Here is a 12,116-nt window from a genome sequence, read left to right as displayed (position 1 = left end):
TAAATCTAGTCTTCATTCTAAACTCAGGCACAAAAAAAGCACAGTAACTGTGCTTTTTTATTTTGTATATCAGACTTTTGCTCGCTTCATATCCAACTTTTTCAACACTTCTGATACTGCAACCATGGCAAAACTGGAAGTCACCACTACCGCTGAACCATAGCCACCACAACGTAAGCCCGCGCTTGGACAGACATCGGCACTGGAGAAGGGATTGTCGATTGAATAAACACAGGTGATGCCAAATTTTTCTTTCGGTTTTTTACAGATACCTTTTGCACGTAATTGCGCACGTAATTTTGCCAGCATCGGGTCCTGTTCAGTTTTGGATAAATCAGCCACCCGGATTTTTAATGGGTCCAGTTTACCGCCTGCTCCACCCGAGACAATCAGAGGAATTTTATTGAAACGACAATGCAGCATCAAAGCAAATTTAGCTTTTACATCATCAATACAGTCCAGAATAATGTCAGGTTTTCCCGCTAGGATTTCTTTAACATTTTCAGGCGTGAGATAGTCATCAATCAAGTTTACTTTAATACGTGGGTTAATCGCACGGCAGCGTTCTGCCATGATTTCAATCTTTTCACGGCCTAAGGTGGTCGTCATCGCGGGTAACTGACGATTGATATTCGATGCCGCCACTACATCCATATCAACAATAGTTACTTCACCGATGCCGGTACGTGCCAGTGCTTCGACTGCCCATGAACCGACACCGCCAATTCCAATCACCATCACATGACTGTTTTCATAATGATAAAAGCTGTCATCGCCATAAATTTTGGCTACACCGGCAAAGCGGCGGTCATATTCATCATCTTGAAGCAGATCAGTCATAGGTCATCAATAGCAAGAAAAACATCGGGGCATTTTAGCAAATTCGCAGCCGGTTGACTGCCACTAAAATTCAGACACAAAATCAGTCAAAAAACTATTCTTTAACCATCCATAAAAAGCTTAAAATCGATCAAATTCTATTCACCATTAAAATCATCACAATAGATCTTTTTCATAAATCAAAACATGATCGTTATATTCATATTTAAATGGATATTGAAAGCTCCTTCTCCCTCTTGAATGAGAAGTATTACTTCGCAAGAGGAGGGAGATTTCTTAGATATAACCTTTTCCTTGCGCAGCAGTACTACTCATCTCCTACAAAGAGAGCAGAATTTCATTTTAATGATTAAAAAATGATTTATGAAAGAACCCTAATAACCAGAATATTTTAATCCTTCTCAGCTTATAGGGAGTCAGGTCAGTATGCTATTTAACGCCCTTTATGCACTCATGGTTGTTCTGTTCCTGCTTTATCTTTATGGCTTAGTTTTTAAAAAGCGGAAAAATTATTATTTCAGTATCATGATTCGCTTACTGACTTTGGGATTATTTGCTTTAATTGTCTTTGATCAACATGAAACCCAGTTCCATCTGGCTTTGGTCCTGCTCACCTGGGTACTGTTTGAAAGCAGCGACAATTTTTATAATAAAAGACTCTCTTCAAGTAAATAAAAAAGAGGCTTTACGCCTCTTTTTCAATGTCCGGATTATTTGTTCATAATGAAGAAATATTCACGATAGTATTTCAGTTCAGCAATTGAATCACGAATGTCATCCATCGCCAGATGGGAAGCATTTTTCTTGAGGCCACTCATGATTTCCGGACGCCAGCGTTTTGCCAACTCTTTCACTGAAGACACATCCAAGTTACGGTAATGGAAATATTGCTCCAGTTCTGGCATCAGACGGTGTAGGAAGCGACGATCCTGACAGATCGAATTACCACACATGGGTGATACTTTTGGATTGACCCATTTTTTCAGGAATTCAATGGTTTGTTGTTCAGCATCTTGTGCAGTAAGTTTGCTGCGACGCACACGCTCCACCAGACCCGATTGTCCATGTTGACGGGTATTCCATTCATCCATGGCATTGAGCACACGATCCGACTGATGAACTGCAAGGACAGGACCTTCGGCAAGAATATTTAAATTGTCATCGGTTACAATCGTTGCAACTTCAATAATCTGGTCATTGTCTGTATCCAGACCTGTCATTTCCAGGTCGATCCAAATCAGGCGGCTATCCGGGGTGCTGCTCATAAATGTGCAATCTTATTAGGCTATAAAACATTTATAGTAGCAAATTTATTACGTCGATGCTGTAACTGACACCCTGCTTCATGCTATTTTTGCCATCTCACTCCCATGGTTTTTTAGGATTTGAATGGCTTTAATACGTAAACGTCGTTTAACTGAACAACAACAACGTCGTATTCAAAAACAGCACAAAACGCGTCAGGAAGAGGCGGATACCTCTCAAGACCTGGAAGGACTGGTCGTGCAGCATTATGGTCGACAGCTAGAAGTCCAAGCTCTCTCGGTTCCTGAACTGCATCCTGAAAAACCGGTGGTGGCTGAAGGTGAACCTGAACCCTTCTGGAAAGAAATTGAAATGGGCAGTGTGTGGCGCTGTCATACCCGTACTAACCTTGAATTGCTGGTCACAGGTGACCGGGTCAAATGGCAGGCTGATCCAAATACTGGCTTGGGAATTATCACTGCGATTCATCCGCGTAAATCGCTGCTGACCCGACCTGACCGTTATCACAAGGTTAAACCGGTCGCAGCCAATATTTCCCTGATCGTGATTGTATTTGCACCATTGCCTGAGCCAGCACCAGGCCTGATTGATCGTTATCTGGTGGCTTGTGCCGATGCAGAGATTCCCGCATTAGTAGTCCTGAATAAATCAGACTTGCTCAAGGAAAATGATCCAATTCTGGACCTGCTCAAAGAATATAAAAATCTGGGTTATGAAGTCATGCAGACCCAGTCTGATGGAGATCTGACTGAACTTTCTGCGCGTCTCAATGATGAAACAGTCGCATTTGTGGGGCAGTCAGGTGTAGGCAAAAGCACTCTGATCAATGCCATCGTGCCGGATGCAGCTCAAAAAACCAATGTCATTTCTGAAAACTCGGCATTGGGTCAGCATACAACGACTTCAACACGCCTGATTTCCTTTGGTGATGGCGCAGCGCTGATTGACTCTCCGGGGATTCGTGAATTTGGCCTGTGGCATTTGACTTTAGACAAGGTACAAACCGGTTTTCCAGAGATTGAAAATCTGCTAGGGCACTGTCAGTTCCGTAACTGCACGCATAAACATGAAAAGCAATGTGCTTTACGTCAGGCAGCAGATTCAGGTGAAATTTTGCCACGTCGTTTGGACAGCTATCTGCGATTAATTGATGAAATCACGGAAGCTCAACAAAAAAATTGATATTCTTAAGCTTTAGCCCTTGAAGCGGTGATTTTGATCACCATATTTATGAGCTATACTCTTGGCAATTTTGAAATTGTAATTAGGTGAATTGTGGAACGTTGGTTCGAGTTTATGGGGAATCACCCCTTCTTGTTTGGTGCACTTGCAGCATTGGTGGTTTTGTTCTTCATTATCGAAGGTCAACGTAACGGTCGTAAAATTTCTCCGCAATCGCTGGGAATTTTGGTTAAGGCAAAAAATGCCATGCTGATTGACCTGCGTGATGCCAAAGATTTCCGTGAAGGTCATATCAGCGGTAGCCGTAATATTCCATACAGCCAAATTACCAAACATGTCGAAGAGTTAAAAACAGCAGATCGCCCATTGGTGTTCATTTGTAATCTTGGGCAAGTTGCAGGTACTGCGCTACAACAGGTCGGTCATGCAGATGCTTACCGTCTTGATGGCGGCATCAGCAACTGGAAAGCCCAAGGCTTACCTCTGGTGAAAAGTAAATAATTTACGATCAGGAGATTCATTCATGGCTGAAGTCATTATCTATTCAACGACTGTGTGTCCATACTGTGTCCGTGCAAAACAGCTCCTTGAGCGTAAGGGCGTAGAATATAAAGAAATCAATCTGTCTAAAGAAGATCCGCAGGTTCGTCTTGATTTGATGCAACGCACCAATCACCGTACCGTGCCACAGATTTTTATTAATGAACAATTCATCGGCGGTTTTGACCAGCTTTATGCTTTAGAGCGTGAAGGCAAACTCGACGAATTACTGGCTTAATTGCCCTTTAATTATCACCTCATATTAAGGATTAAAGAATGAGTGAAGAACAACAAGCTCAACCACAATTGGCATTAGAGCGTATTTATACCAAAGACATTTCTTTTGAAGTACCTGGGGCACAAGTTTTTACCAAGCAATGGCAACCTGAGCTGAACATTAACCTTTCTTCTTCTGCAGAAAAGATTGATCCAACTCATTTTGAAGTCGCTTTAAAAGTGGTAGTACAGGCAAACAACGAAGGTGATACAGCATTTATCGTTGATGTCACTCAAGCAGGTATCTTCCTGATTGATAGCGTTGAAGAAGAGCGTCTGCCTTACATTCTTGGTGCGTACTGTCCGAACATCCTGTTCCCATTCCTTCGTGAAGCAGTGAATGATCTGGTCACTAAAGGTAGCTTCCCACAGCTACTGCTTACACCAATCAACTTTGATGCTGAATTCGAAGCCAACATGCAACGTGCGCAAGCTACTGCTGTTGAAGGTCAAGCTTAATCGTTTGATCCTGAATCAAAAAAGACCGCAATTGCGGTCTTTTTTATGGTCTGCTTATAACTTATTTAAAGGCTTGATGTCCCTGCTTTTTAATCTCATCCATTTTCACGGACAAATTTTGGGCTTCCTGTAACTGCTTAGCAGCAACCAGCTGTTCTGCCTTTTTAATCTCTTTTAGCAAATCCTTTAGCAATCCCTGATAGGCCACTACATGTGCATCTTCGGCTTTCAGTTTTTGCAGCTTGGATGGTAAATGTTTCTGGTAGCTTTCTACAGTTTGCTGCATGATCTGTAATGCTGCTTGTGCCTCTTTAGAATCCTCTGCAGCTTTAAATTTTTTCAAATTTTTATCCAGGTCATGCATGCTGTAATGCTGGTGCTCTTCTACTGCCATAGCCGAAGTTCCCAGACCTAAGCCTATGATGAAAATGATGCTAATCCACAGTGATTTAAACATGGTTATTTTCCTGATTTTTTTGTTTTAAGCATCTTAATGGCAAAGTATTAAAAGATAAATTATCTTCATCCTATTTTTTAGACTTGATGTCATCAGATTTACATCATTGTCCATTAGCATAAAAAATAAAAACCCCTCAATTGAGGGGTTTTCTTTGCTTGAAATAAGTATTAAAAATCTTATTCTGCATCCAGCATCAGCTCTGCGCTCATGCCAACCGTATTATAACCGGCATCAACATACATGATTTCGCCAGTAATGCCATTCGCCCATGGTGAGCACAGGAATAATGCAGCATTACCAACATCTTCAATGGTGACATTACGTTTAAGCGGAGCCACTTTTTCATTCAGATCCAGCATTTTACGGAAAGATTTAATGCCAGACGCTGCAAGGGTACGGATTGGACCAGCTGAGATGGCATTAACGCGGATACCGTCTGCGCCCAAGCTAGATGCCAGGTAACGTACACCCGCTTCTAGTGATGCTTTCGCCAGACCCATCACGTTGTAGTTCGGCATCACGCGCTCAGAACCTTGATAAGTCAGAGTGAGTAGACAACCTTGGCGTGCAGCTAAAAGTGGCTTTGCAGCACGTGCCATCGCGATAAAGCTATAAGCACTGATATCATGTGCAATCTTGAAACCTTCACGATCCGTCACATCAGTAAAGTCACCGTCTAAGGTATGTGCAGGTGCAAAACCGATTGAATGCACGACTCCATCCAGACCATCCCAGTGTTTTGCCAGTTCTGCAAATGCATGGTCAATTTCTGCATCTACCGCCACATCACAAGGAAATACCAATTCAGAACCGAATTGTGCAGCAAAATCATCTACACGTTTTTTCAGCTTTTCATTTGGATAGGTAAAAGCAAGTTCTGCACCTTCACGGTGTAATGCCTGAGCAATACCAAAAGCAATTGATAATTTACTTGCAATACCTGCGATCAGGAAGCGCTTACCCGCCAATAGTCCTTGTGCCATGTGAATCTCACTCAAAATAATTTATATGCATGATGCCAAGTCTAAAGCATTTTAGAAATTGCATAATGCGCCTTTTTTCATTGGATCATACATTGAAATACAGTTTTCGACTGATGCAAGGATTTTATATTAGATATCCAGATGCAAAGCCTGATGGGTATTTTTCCAGAGCTGTTCTGCCAGTCCCTCTTGATTCATGTGCAAACTTTTAGCCAGTCCTTGCAGAACGTAGGGCAGATTTGCAGGCGTATTGCGGGTACGCTGTTCAGTAGAATGCTGACAGCATAAGGGCGTCATGTCTGGACAATCAGTTTCAAGGACCAGATGTTCCGGGCCCATCTGCTGTACCACCTGATGCAGTTTTCTGGCATTGGGATTGGTAATTTGTCCTGTCACCCCAATCTTGAAACCCAGTTTGACAAAAGCCTTGGCTTCTTCGATTCCCCCACCAAAGGCATGCGCAATACCGCCCTGTTGAAATTGATGCTCTTTCAGTATCTTGAGTACTTCCGCATGCGATTTACGGATATGCAGTAAAATCGGTTTGTCATACTGCTGTGCCAGTTCAATCTGAGCAGTAAAAAAGTCTTTCTGCTTCTGGAAAATTTCTGCTTGCTTATGCTGTTTCAGAAACGTATCCAGACCAATTTCACCAATGGCGATACAGTCTTCAGTTTGCAGGATCTGCTCTAAATCCTGCAAATGATCCTGCTGATGTTGCTCGATATAAAAAGGATGTAAGCCGGGGGCTAGATAGCTCCTTGGCGCATCGGCAAGATTATTTAAAAAATGCTGGGTTTGAATCAGGTCCTGAAAACGCTGCTGTAAAAAGCCGATCAGGATTAGCCCTTCCACTCCTGCCTTTTTAGCGGCATAAGCTAACTGTTCCCGATCATGCTCAAAATCAGGAACATCGAAGTGGGTATGCGTATCAAACAGTTTTAGGCTCATTTTGCAACTTGAGCTTCTGAAGCAGCCTGTTCAGTTTTCGGCAGATACTCTGGTTTTAAGATTCCCTGTAAATCACTATAAGGAATATTTAAACGCGGCAAGCCGACCACATAAGGTCCAATTTCATATTCTGCATATTGCAGTGCCAGACCTTGTTTGGTCAGGAAGAAATTATCTGTTAACTTGAATTTCCAGGCCTGCTCGTATTCTGCAACATCAGTTGCCAGCTCTGAATTAATTACCCAGGTTTTAAAGGCTTCATGCGCTTTACCTTCCAGCTGAGCCTTTTGTTTTGGCAGGACAATATCATCCAGTTTGACCAACTTTTTACTATCCAGGTCAAAGTTATAATAGTTCTGTGCAGTAGAACCATGTGCCCCACCCAGATAATGTGTGCTATTTAATACTACTGTGGCCAGCGGATTTCCAGGATTCAGGATCTTCGGCTTGATCATCAGGCTAATACTGTGATTGGCACTGAGTGCTTTCAGCTCCTTGTCCAGATTCAGGAAAGTCTGCATATAAGGAATACTCTGCTTTTCCAGCTGCTGACGTGCACTGAGCTGGGGTTGAGTTACAGCTGCCTCTGAAGCTGCGGATTGAACAGGTGTTAGCTCACTGGCAGCTTGTACTTTCGCTGACGCAATCGCATCAACGTCAAGCATACCCTTCAGTCGGGCTAAAATCTGTTGATCAATAAATTCGTCAATAAAACGCTGATTACTGTTCAGACGTTCAATGGTGATTTCAGGACAGCTTTTACCATCACATTCCGGGAGATCCAGGTTAAGCTTTTCGGTTTCACCCTTGAGCTGGACGATTTCAGGCTCTGCTTGAGTGACTTCCGGTGGATTAACCTCTTTGGCTTCCTTTTCTCGAGGCTGACAGGCAGTCAACAGAATCGCTGTCGCCAATAGAGACAGGCCGAATATCTTGTTATATTTTGGCATTCAATACCCTTTTGTGTTACATCACATTCCACCCGTTTTCGGGCATCAATCCTAAAACATATGCTGATACACTTCAGCTTTCAAGACCTGTTGTGTTTGTTCTTGACTAAGATAAATATCAAGTTGTTTAGCATCCTTGACAATTTCCGCACCACGATAATGCAGCCCAATCCCCTCCTGATCAAAGAACCAGTCAGCTTGCCCCCAATACAGTTTTTTCGGAGCAGTTTGTCGGACTTCTTTACTATTTTCTTTTAGCCATTTTGCATAAGCATCTTGCACGATCTTGTCCATCGTGACCCGTCTTTGTGGATCAATAATATCTAAGGCCGTCAGATTTTTTTGACTGCGGCGGTCTGCCACATAAAAATAATAGCGTTCCTTCACCGTAACATTTTCCTGCTCTGTATCCACCCCAATCTGCATTAACACATACTGATTATGCTGATAAGGGATGCGGGTATACATGGATAGTTGATAGGCTTTATTGATTTTAATCTGTTCCTGCCAGGCATCTGACTTTTTTACATAGGCATTGACGGCCTGTTGTAAGTTCATGTCCTGCAGCTGATCTTTATCCCTAATCTGATCCTGAATCACCAGTGCCTGTTTACGTTCCATCCACTGGTTCAGCCATGGATCTACCGTATCCAATGTCTGAATATCCAGTTCGATACAGTTTTTGGTTTCACAAAATGGGAGTGCAATCTTGGCTGGCTGTTCCTGAATATTCAGATAAGGCAATACATCTGCCTTTTCTACTTGCTCAATTTCGACTACCGTATCCTGAGTTTTTGTTTCTGGTTCTGATTTTTTTTGATCGCAGGCGCCCAGCAATAATCCTAAACTGATTGCTGAACTCAGCAAGACTGCATTGCTAAGTTTCATATTCCCAAGCAAATTTGAAAAGATAAGTGAATGTAGCACAAAATAAAACAGCTTCCTGAGAAGCTGTTTTATTTTTAAATCATTTTATTACTTAGTGTTCACGGGTATTGCGGAACACGATGTCAGGATAACGTTCTTGCATCAGTTGCAAATTGACACGGCTTGGTGCCAGATAAGTCAGATGACCGCCACCATCCACAGACAACTGGTCATGGGCTTTTTTCTTGAATTCATTAAATTTCTTTTCATCATCACAAGAAACCCAACGTACAGTATTAATACTCACAGGCTCATACACGCAGTCTACTTTGTATTCTTCTTTCAGACGATATGCGACAACTTCGAACTGTAGCACACCTACTGCCCCAACGATCAGGTCATTATTATGTTGCGGCATGAAGACCTGAGTTGCGCCTTCTTCAGAAAGCTCTTTCAGACCTTTTTGTAACTGCTTAGATTTCAATGGATCTTTCAGACGCACACGGCGGAACATTTCCGGCGCAAAGTGTGGAATACCTGTGAACTGCAGATCTTCACCTGAAGTAAAAGTATCACCAATCTGAATAGTACCGTGGTTATGCAGGCCAATAATATCGCCTGGCCATGCTTCTTCCAGATGTTGACGGTCACCCGCCAAGAAGGTCAATGCATCACTAATACGTACATCTTTACCCAGACGCACATGCTTCATTTTCAGGCCTTTTTCATACTTACCTGAACAGATCCGCATGAAGGCAATACGGTCACGGTGCTTCGGATCCATATTGGCCTGGATCTTGAAGACGAAACCACTAAAACCTTCTTCAGTTGCTTCAACTTTACGGTTTTGTGTTGGATGTGCTTTCGGCTCCGGTGCATATTCACTAAATGCATTCAGGACATGGTCTACACCAAAGTTACCCAATGCCGTACCGAACAACACTGGTGTTTGGCGACCTGCCAGGAATTCTTCACGGTCTAATGGCTCATTGGCCATTTGAACCAGTTCAAGAGATTCTTCAAATGCTGCCCATGCCAGCTCACCTACTTTTTCACGCAGGTCTGCATGGTCATAACCATCACGTACTTCGATGTCAGTAATCACTGAACCGAAACCCGCCTTATAGACATAGAATTTTTCTTCAATCAGGTTGTATACACCAGCGAAGTCACGACCAGTACCCAACGGCCAAGTGATTGGCACACATTTAATTTTCAGGACGTTTTCGATCTCATCCAGAAGCTCAAGCGGCTCACGGATTTCACGGTCCATTTTGTTGACGAAAGAGATGATTGGTGTATCGCGCATACGACACACTTCCATCAATTTAATGGTACGGTCCTCGACACCTTTTGCACCATCAATCACCATCAGCGCCGAGTCCACAGCAGTCAGAGTACGGTAGGTATCTTCCGAGAAATCTTCATGCCCCGGGGTATCGAGCAGGTTGATCATCTTGTCTTTAAACGGGAACTGCATGACCGAGGTCGTGATCGAAATACCACGTTCCTTTTCCATTTCCATCCAGTCCGAAGTCGCCGCACGGTCAGACTTACGGCTTTTTACCATACCGGCAACCTGGATCGCCTGCCCCCATAACAGCAATTTTTCTGTCATGGTCGTTTTACCGGCATCGGGGTGGGAAATAATCGCGAAAGTACGTCGCTGAGCGACCTGCGCCGCTAACTCTTGTTTAAAACTCATGGAAAATACCTACTGCAGATCCGCAGTGCAAAAGATCAAGCACGATCAATATGAAAAATTGGCGATATTGTAGCAGAATTTCTAAATGCAGTACTCATTCCTCAATGCCCACCCTCTCCTGCACTTGTCCTTTATAGAATGGACAGTTTTTAGAAGAACACCGTCTTCAGGTTGAAATTTCAGGAGAAATATTGACTTTTATCTCATGGTGAAACCTATTTAAAATAGATTTATATTTTAAGAGATCATTTAGTTTCTAGAAATTTAGGGTAAGCGGATTAAATGGTTGATCTTACCTTTGCATGAGAGTGAGGCAAACCGGCATCTCATCGGATTATCTGGTTGGCACTCCAACCTACTGCTGATGCATGCTTCCCTCGCTAATTCCAGCAAGAACCCCACACGCCTTAACTTCCCGGTCATCGTTGCAACGCGCTCTTAGTGAAACGAGTTGTTTCTCAAGCGCCTGTAGAGCGGTTATCTGCGAGCGCACATGAGAGATGTGATCATCGAGCAAGGCATTGACAGCGGTACAGGACTGATGAGGGTCGTCCTGATAGCGCTTTAGTTCGTGAATTTCTGCCAGTGACAGATCCAGGATGCGGCAGCGACGAATAAAGGCCAGCCGCTCAACGTGTTTCTCGGTATAGACACGGTAACCGTTCTCCTGCCGACCAGGCGGCGGCAACAAGCCCTGCCGTTCGTAGAAGCGGATCGTCTGTGTATCTACCCCTACTGACTGTGCCAACTGACCAATACGCATCGGGTTCCTCCGCAACGGATTCTCTACGCTATTGACATTATAGCGACTATATAGTTTTAAATGAAAACCCGATCACATTCAAGTGGAGTCATATCATGAGTAAAAACTGCGGAGGCCCCTGTGGCGACCATGCAAGGCCTGCGGCGGATACCGATATGCAGGCCTCCTCCGATGCGTCGGGGGAATGGGTCAGTGTTTATGCCGTGCCGAAGATGGACTGTCCATCAGAAGAGCGCATGATTCGCCTGGCCCTGAACGGCGTTGAGGGGATTCGGGCACTGTCCTTCGACTTGTCGAACCGCCGGTTGAAGGTCGTGCTTAACGGTGCTAGACGCATTCTGGCGCTCAAGGATTAAGCAATGTCCATTTTTGGCAAACATCTGTCACCGTACGCTCTGTTGTCCATATCGGGCCTGCTGGCAGCGTCTGATCAGGCCGTAAAATGGCTGGTGCAACAATCAATGGCATATGGCGAGTCTATTTCAGTGACCTCATTCTTTAACTGGGTACACGTATGGAATACCGGTGCCGCATTCAGTCTTTTTGCGAATGGTGGAGGCTGGCAGCGCTACTTTTTTATCGGAATCGCGGTAGTGGTCTCGATTTTTCTGATCAAGCTGATCCTTGAAAATCGTCATAAAGGAGAAGCCATCGCTTACAGTCTTATCCTCGGTGGCGCCATGGGCAACCTGATTGACCGGGTCTTTCGCGGCTATGTTGTGGATTCCTTTGATTTCTATTGGCGAGACTGGCATTGGCCGGCCTTCAACCTGGCTGATATTGCAATTGTCCTCGGTGCCTTACTTTTAGTTTCCAGCAGCTTGTTGGGTAAAAAAGCAAACACCAATGCCGAGTCGGATGGATCTGACTGACA

At 43.8% G+C, this 12,116-nt stretch carries 15 protein-coding genes and 1 pseudogene; 7 read left to right on the top strand and 9 right to left on the bottom strand.

Features of this window, described 5'->3' with window-relative positions; all coding sequences use genetic code 11:
- Nucleotides 1-69: 69 nt before the first annotated feature.
- On the bottom strand, nucleotides 70-840 hold the full coding sequence (locus C8322_RS02285; RefSeq protein ID WP_005220931.1) for a ThiF family adenylyltransferase: 771 nt from the start codon (nucleotides 838-840) through the stop codon (nucleotides 70-72).
- Between the two features lie 426 nt (nucleotides 841-1,266).
- Between C8322_RS02285 and C8322_RS02280 the strand changes: the two genes are divergently transcribed.
- Nucleotides 1,267-1,515: a hypothetical protein gene (locus C8322_RS02280; RefSeq protein WP_005220930.1), complete on the top strand. Its 249-nt coding sequence runs from the start codon at nucleotides 1,267-1,269 to the stop codon at nucleotides 1,513-1,515.
- A gap of 35 nt (nucleotides 1,516-1,550) precedes the next feature.
- Here C8322_RS02280 and orn read toward each other — a convergent pair whose 3' ends face one another.
- Nucleotides 1,551-2,105: an oligoribonuclease gene (gene orn / locus C8322_RS02275; RefSeq protein ID WP_004813140.1), complete on the bottom strand. Its 555-nt coding sequence runs from the start codon at nucleotides 2,103-2,105 to the stop codon at nucleotides 1,551-1,553.
- A 124-nt stretch (nucleotides 2,106-2,229) separates the two neighbouring features.
- Here orn and rsgA point away from each other — a divergent pair, with 124 nt between their 5' ends.
- The 4 genes from rsgA to secB all read left to right on the top strand — a co-directional run bounded on the left by rsgA (nucleotide 2,230) and on the right by secB (nucleotide 4,563).
- Nucleotides 2,230-3,288: a small ribosomal subunit biogenesis GTPase RsgA gene (gene rsgA, locus C8322_RS02270; protein ID WP_005220929.1), complete on the top strand. Its 1,059-nt coding sequence runs from the start codon at nucleotides 2,230-2,232 to the stop codon at nucleotides 3,286-3,288.
- Between the two features lie 93 nt (nucleotides 3,289-3,381).
- Nucleotides 3,382-3,789 (top strand): rhodanese-like domain-containing protein, encoded by a 408-nt coding sequence (locus tag C8322_RS02265; protein ID WP_004813143.1) that lies wholly within the window; start codon nucleotides 3,382-3,384, stop codon nucleotides 3,787-3,789.
- A 22-nt stretch (nucleotides 3,790-3,811) separates the two neighbouring features.
- A complete protein-coding gene (grxC, locus tag C8322_RS02260; protein ID WP_004813145.1) occupies nucleotides 3,812-4,066 on the top strand; it encodes a glutaredoxin 3 in 255 nt (84 codons plus the stop codon).
- Between the two features lie 38 nt (nucleotides 4,067-4,104).
- Nucleotides 4,105-4,563: a protein-export chaperone SecB gene (gene secB / locus C8322_RS02255; RefSeq protein ID WP_004813149.1), complete on the top strand. Its 459-nt coding sequence runs from the start codon at nucleotides 4,105-4,107 to the stop codon at nucleotides 4,561-4,563.
- Nucleotides 4,564-4,624: 61 nt separating this feature from the next.
- Here secB and C8322_RS02250 read toward each other — a convergent pair whose 3' ends face one another.
- From C8322_RS02250 to cadR, 7 genes are all read right to left on the bottom strand, one after another.
- Complete coding sequence (locus C8322_RS02250; RefSeq protein ID WP_005220927.1) at nucleotides 4,625-5,020, bottom strand: cytochrome b562; 396 nt, start codon at nucleotides 5,018-5,020, stop codon at nucleotides 4,625-4,627.
- 179 nt (nucleotides 5,021-5,199) lie between these two features.
- Nucleotides 5,200-6,006: an enoyl-ACP reductase FabI gene (locus C8322_RS02245; protein WP_004890043.1), complete on the bottom strand. Its 807-nt coding sequence runs from the start codon at nucleotides 6,004-6,006 to the stop codon at nucleotides 5,200-5,202.
- Nucleotides 6,007-6,135: 129 nt separating this feature from the next.
- Nucleotides 6,136-6,957 carry a TatD family hydrolase gene (locus tag C8322_RS02240; protein WP_111810330.1) on the bottom strand — a complete coding sequence of 274 codons (822 nt, stop codon included), beginning with the start codon at nucleotides 6,955-6,957 and terminating at the stop codon, nucleotides 6,136-6,138.
- Nucleotides 6,954-7,907, bottom strand: a complete 954-nt coding sequence (locus tag C8322_RS02235) for an RsiV family protein (protein ID WP_111810329.1) — start codon at nucleotides 7,905-7,907, stop codon at nucleotides 6,954-6,956. Before C8322_RS02235 ends, C8322_RS02240 begins: the two co-directional genes overlap by 4 nt.
- Nucleotides 7,908-7,958: 51 nt before the next feature.
- Nucleotides 7,959-8,795 carry a hypothetical protein gene (locus tag C8322_RS02230; protein ID WP_111810328.1) on the bottom strand — a complete coding sequence of 279 codons (837 nt, stop codon included), beginning with the start codon at nucleotides 8,793-8,795 and terminating at the stop codon, nucleotides 7,959-7,961.
- Between the two features lie 91 nt (nucleotides 8,796-8,886).
- On the bottom strand, nucleotides 8,887-10,479 hold the full coding sequence (locus tag C8322_RS02225) for a peptide chain release factor 3 (protein WP_004813164.1): 1,593 nt from the start codon (nucleotides 10,477-10,479) through the stop codon (nucleotides 8,887-8,889).
- Between the two features lie 355 nt (nucleotides 10,480-10,834).
- Nucleotides 10,835-11,242 carry a Cd(II)/Pb(II)-responsive transcriptional regulator gene (gene cadR / locus C8322_RS02220; RefSeq protein ID WP_001219642.1) on the bottom strand — a complete coding sequence of 136 codons (408 nt, stop codon included), beginning with the start codon at nucleotides 11,240-11,242 and terminating at the stop codon, nucleotides 10,835-10,837.
- A 95-nt stretch (nucleotides 11,243-11,337) separates the two neighbouring features.
- On the opposite strand from cadR, the pseudogene C8322_RS02215 reads away from it, so the two are divergent.
- Nucleotides 11,338-11,568 (top strand): annotated as a pseudogene (locus tag C8322_RS02215) (heavy-metal-associated domain-containing protein); the annotation flags it as partial.
- Nucleotides 11,569-11,655: 87 nt separating this feature from the next.
- Nucleotides 11,656-12,114, top strand: a complete 459-nt coding sequence (gene lspA, locus C8322_RS02210) for a signal peptidase II (RefSeq protein WP_227592301.1) — start codon at nucleotides 11,656-11,658, stop codon at nucleotides 12,112-12,114.
- Nucleotides 12,115-12,116: the final 2 nt, after the last annotated feature.

The sequence above is a fragment of the Acinetobacter sp. SM1B genome (assembly GCF_003289665.1).
Classification (GTDB): Bacteria; Pseudomonadota; Gammaproteobacteria; order Pseudomonadales; family Moraxellaceae; genus Acinetobacter; species Acinetobacter schindleri.
The sequence above is the reverse complement of the archived record's forward strand: the minus strand, read 5'-3'. Positions and strand labels throughout refer to the sequence as shown.

Excerpts from the sequence above, each read along its gene's own strand:
- C8322_RS02285 (WP_005220931.1), bottom strand. The coding sequence starts at position 840 with ATGACTGATCTGCTTCAAGATGATGAATATGACCGCCGCTTTGCCGGT.
- C8322_RS02280 (WP_005220930.1), top strand. The coding sequence starts at position 1,267 with ATGCTATTTAACGCCCTTTATGCACTCATGGTTGTTCTGTTCCTGCTT.
- orn (WP_004813140.1), bottom strand. The coding sequence starts at position 2,105 with ATGAGCAGCACCCCGGATAGCCGCCTGATTTGGATCGACCTGGAAATG.
- rsgA (WP_005220929.1), top strand. The coding sequence starts at position 2,230 with ATGGCTTTAATACGTAAACGTCGTTTAACTGAACAACAACAACGTCGT.
- grxC (WP_004813145.1), top strand. The coding sequence starts at position 3,812 with ATGGCTGAAGTCATTATCTATTCAACGACTGTGTGTCCATACTGTGTC.
- secB (WP_004813149.1), top strand. The coding sequence starts at position 4,105 with ATGAGTGAAGAACAACAAGCTCAACCACAATTGGCATTAGAGCGTATT.
- C8322_RS02250 (WP_005220927.1), bottom strand. The coding sequence starts at position 5,020 with ATGTTTAAATCACTGTGGATTAGCATCATTTTCATCATAGGCTTAGGT.
- C8322_RS02245 (WP_004890043.1), bottom strand. The coding sequence starts at position 6,006 with ATGGCACAAGGACTATTGGCGGGTAAGCGCTTCCTGATCGCAGGTATT.
- C8322_RS02240 (WP_111810330.1), bottom strand. The coding sequence starts at position 6,957 with ATGAGCCTAAAACTGTTTGATACGCATACCCACTTCGATGTTCCTGAT.
- C8322_RS02235 (WP_111810329.1), bottom strand. The coding sequence starts at position 7,907 with ATGCCAAAATATAACAAGATATTCGGCCTGTCTCTATTGGCGACAGCG.
- C8322_RS02230 (WP_111810328.1), bottom strand. The coding sequence starts at position 8,795 with ATGAAACTTAGCAATGCAGTCTTGCTGAGTTCAGCAATCAGTTTAGGA.
- C8322_RS02225 (WP_004813164.1), bottom strand. The coding sequence starts at position 10,479 with ATGAGTTTTAAACAAGAGTTAGCGGCGCAGGTCGCTCAGCGACGTACT.
- cadR (WP_001219642.1), bottom strand. The coding sequence starts at position 11,242 with ATGCGTATTGGTCAGTTGGCACAGTCAGTAGGGGTAGATACACAGACG.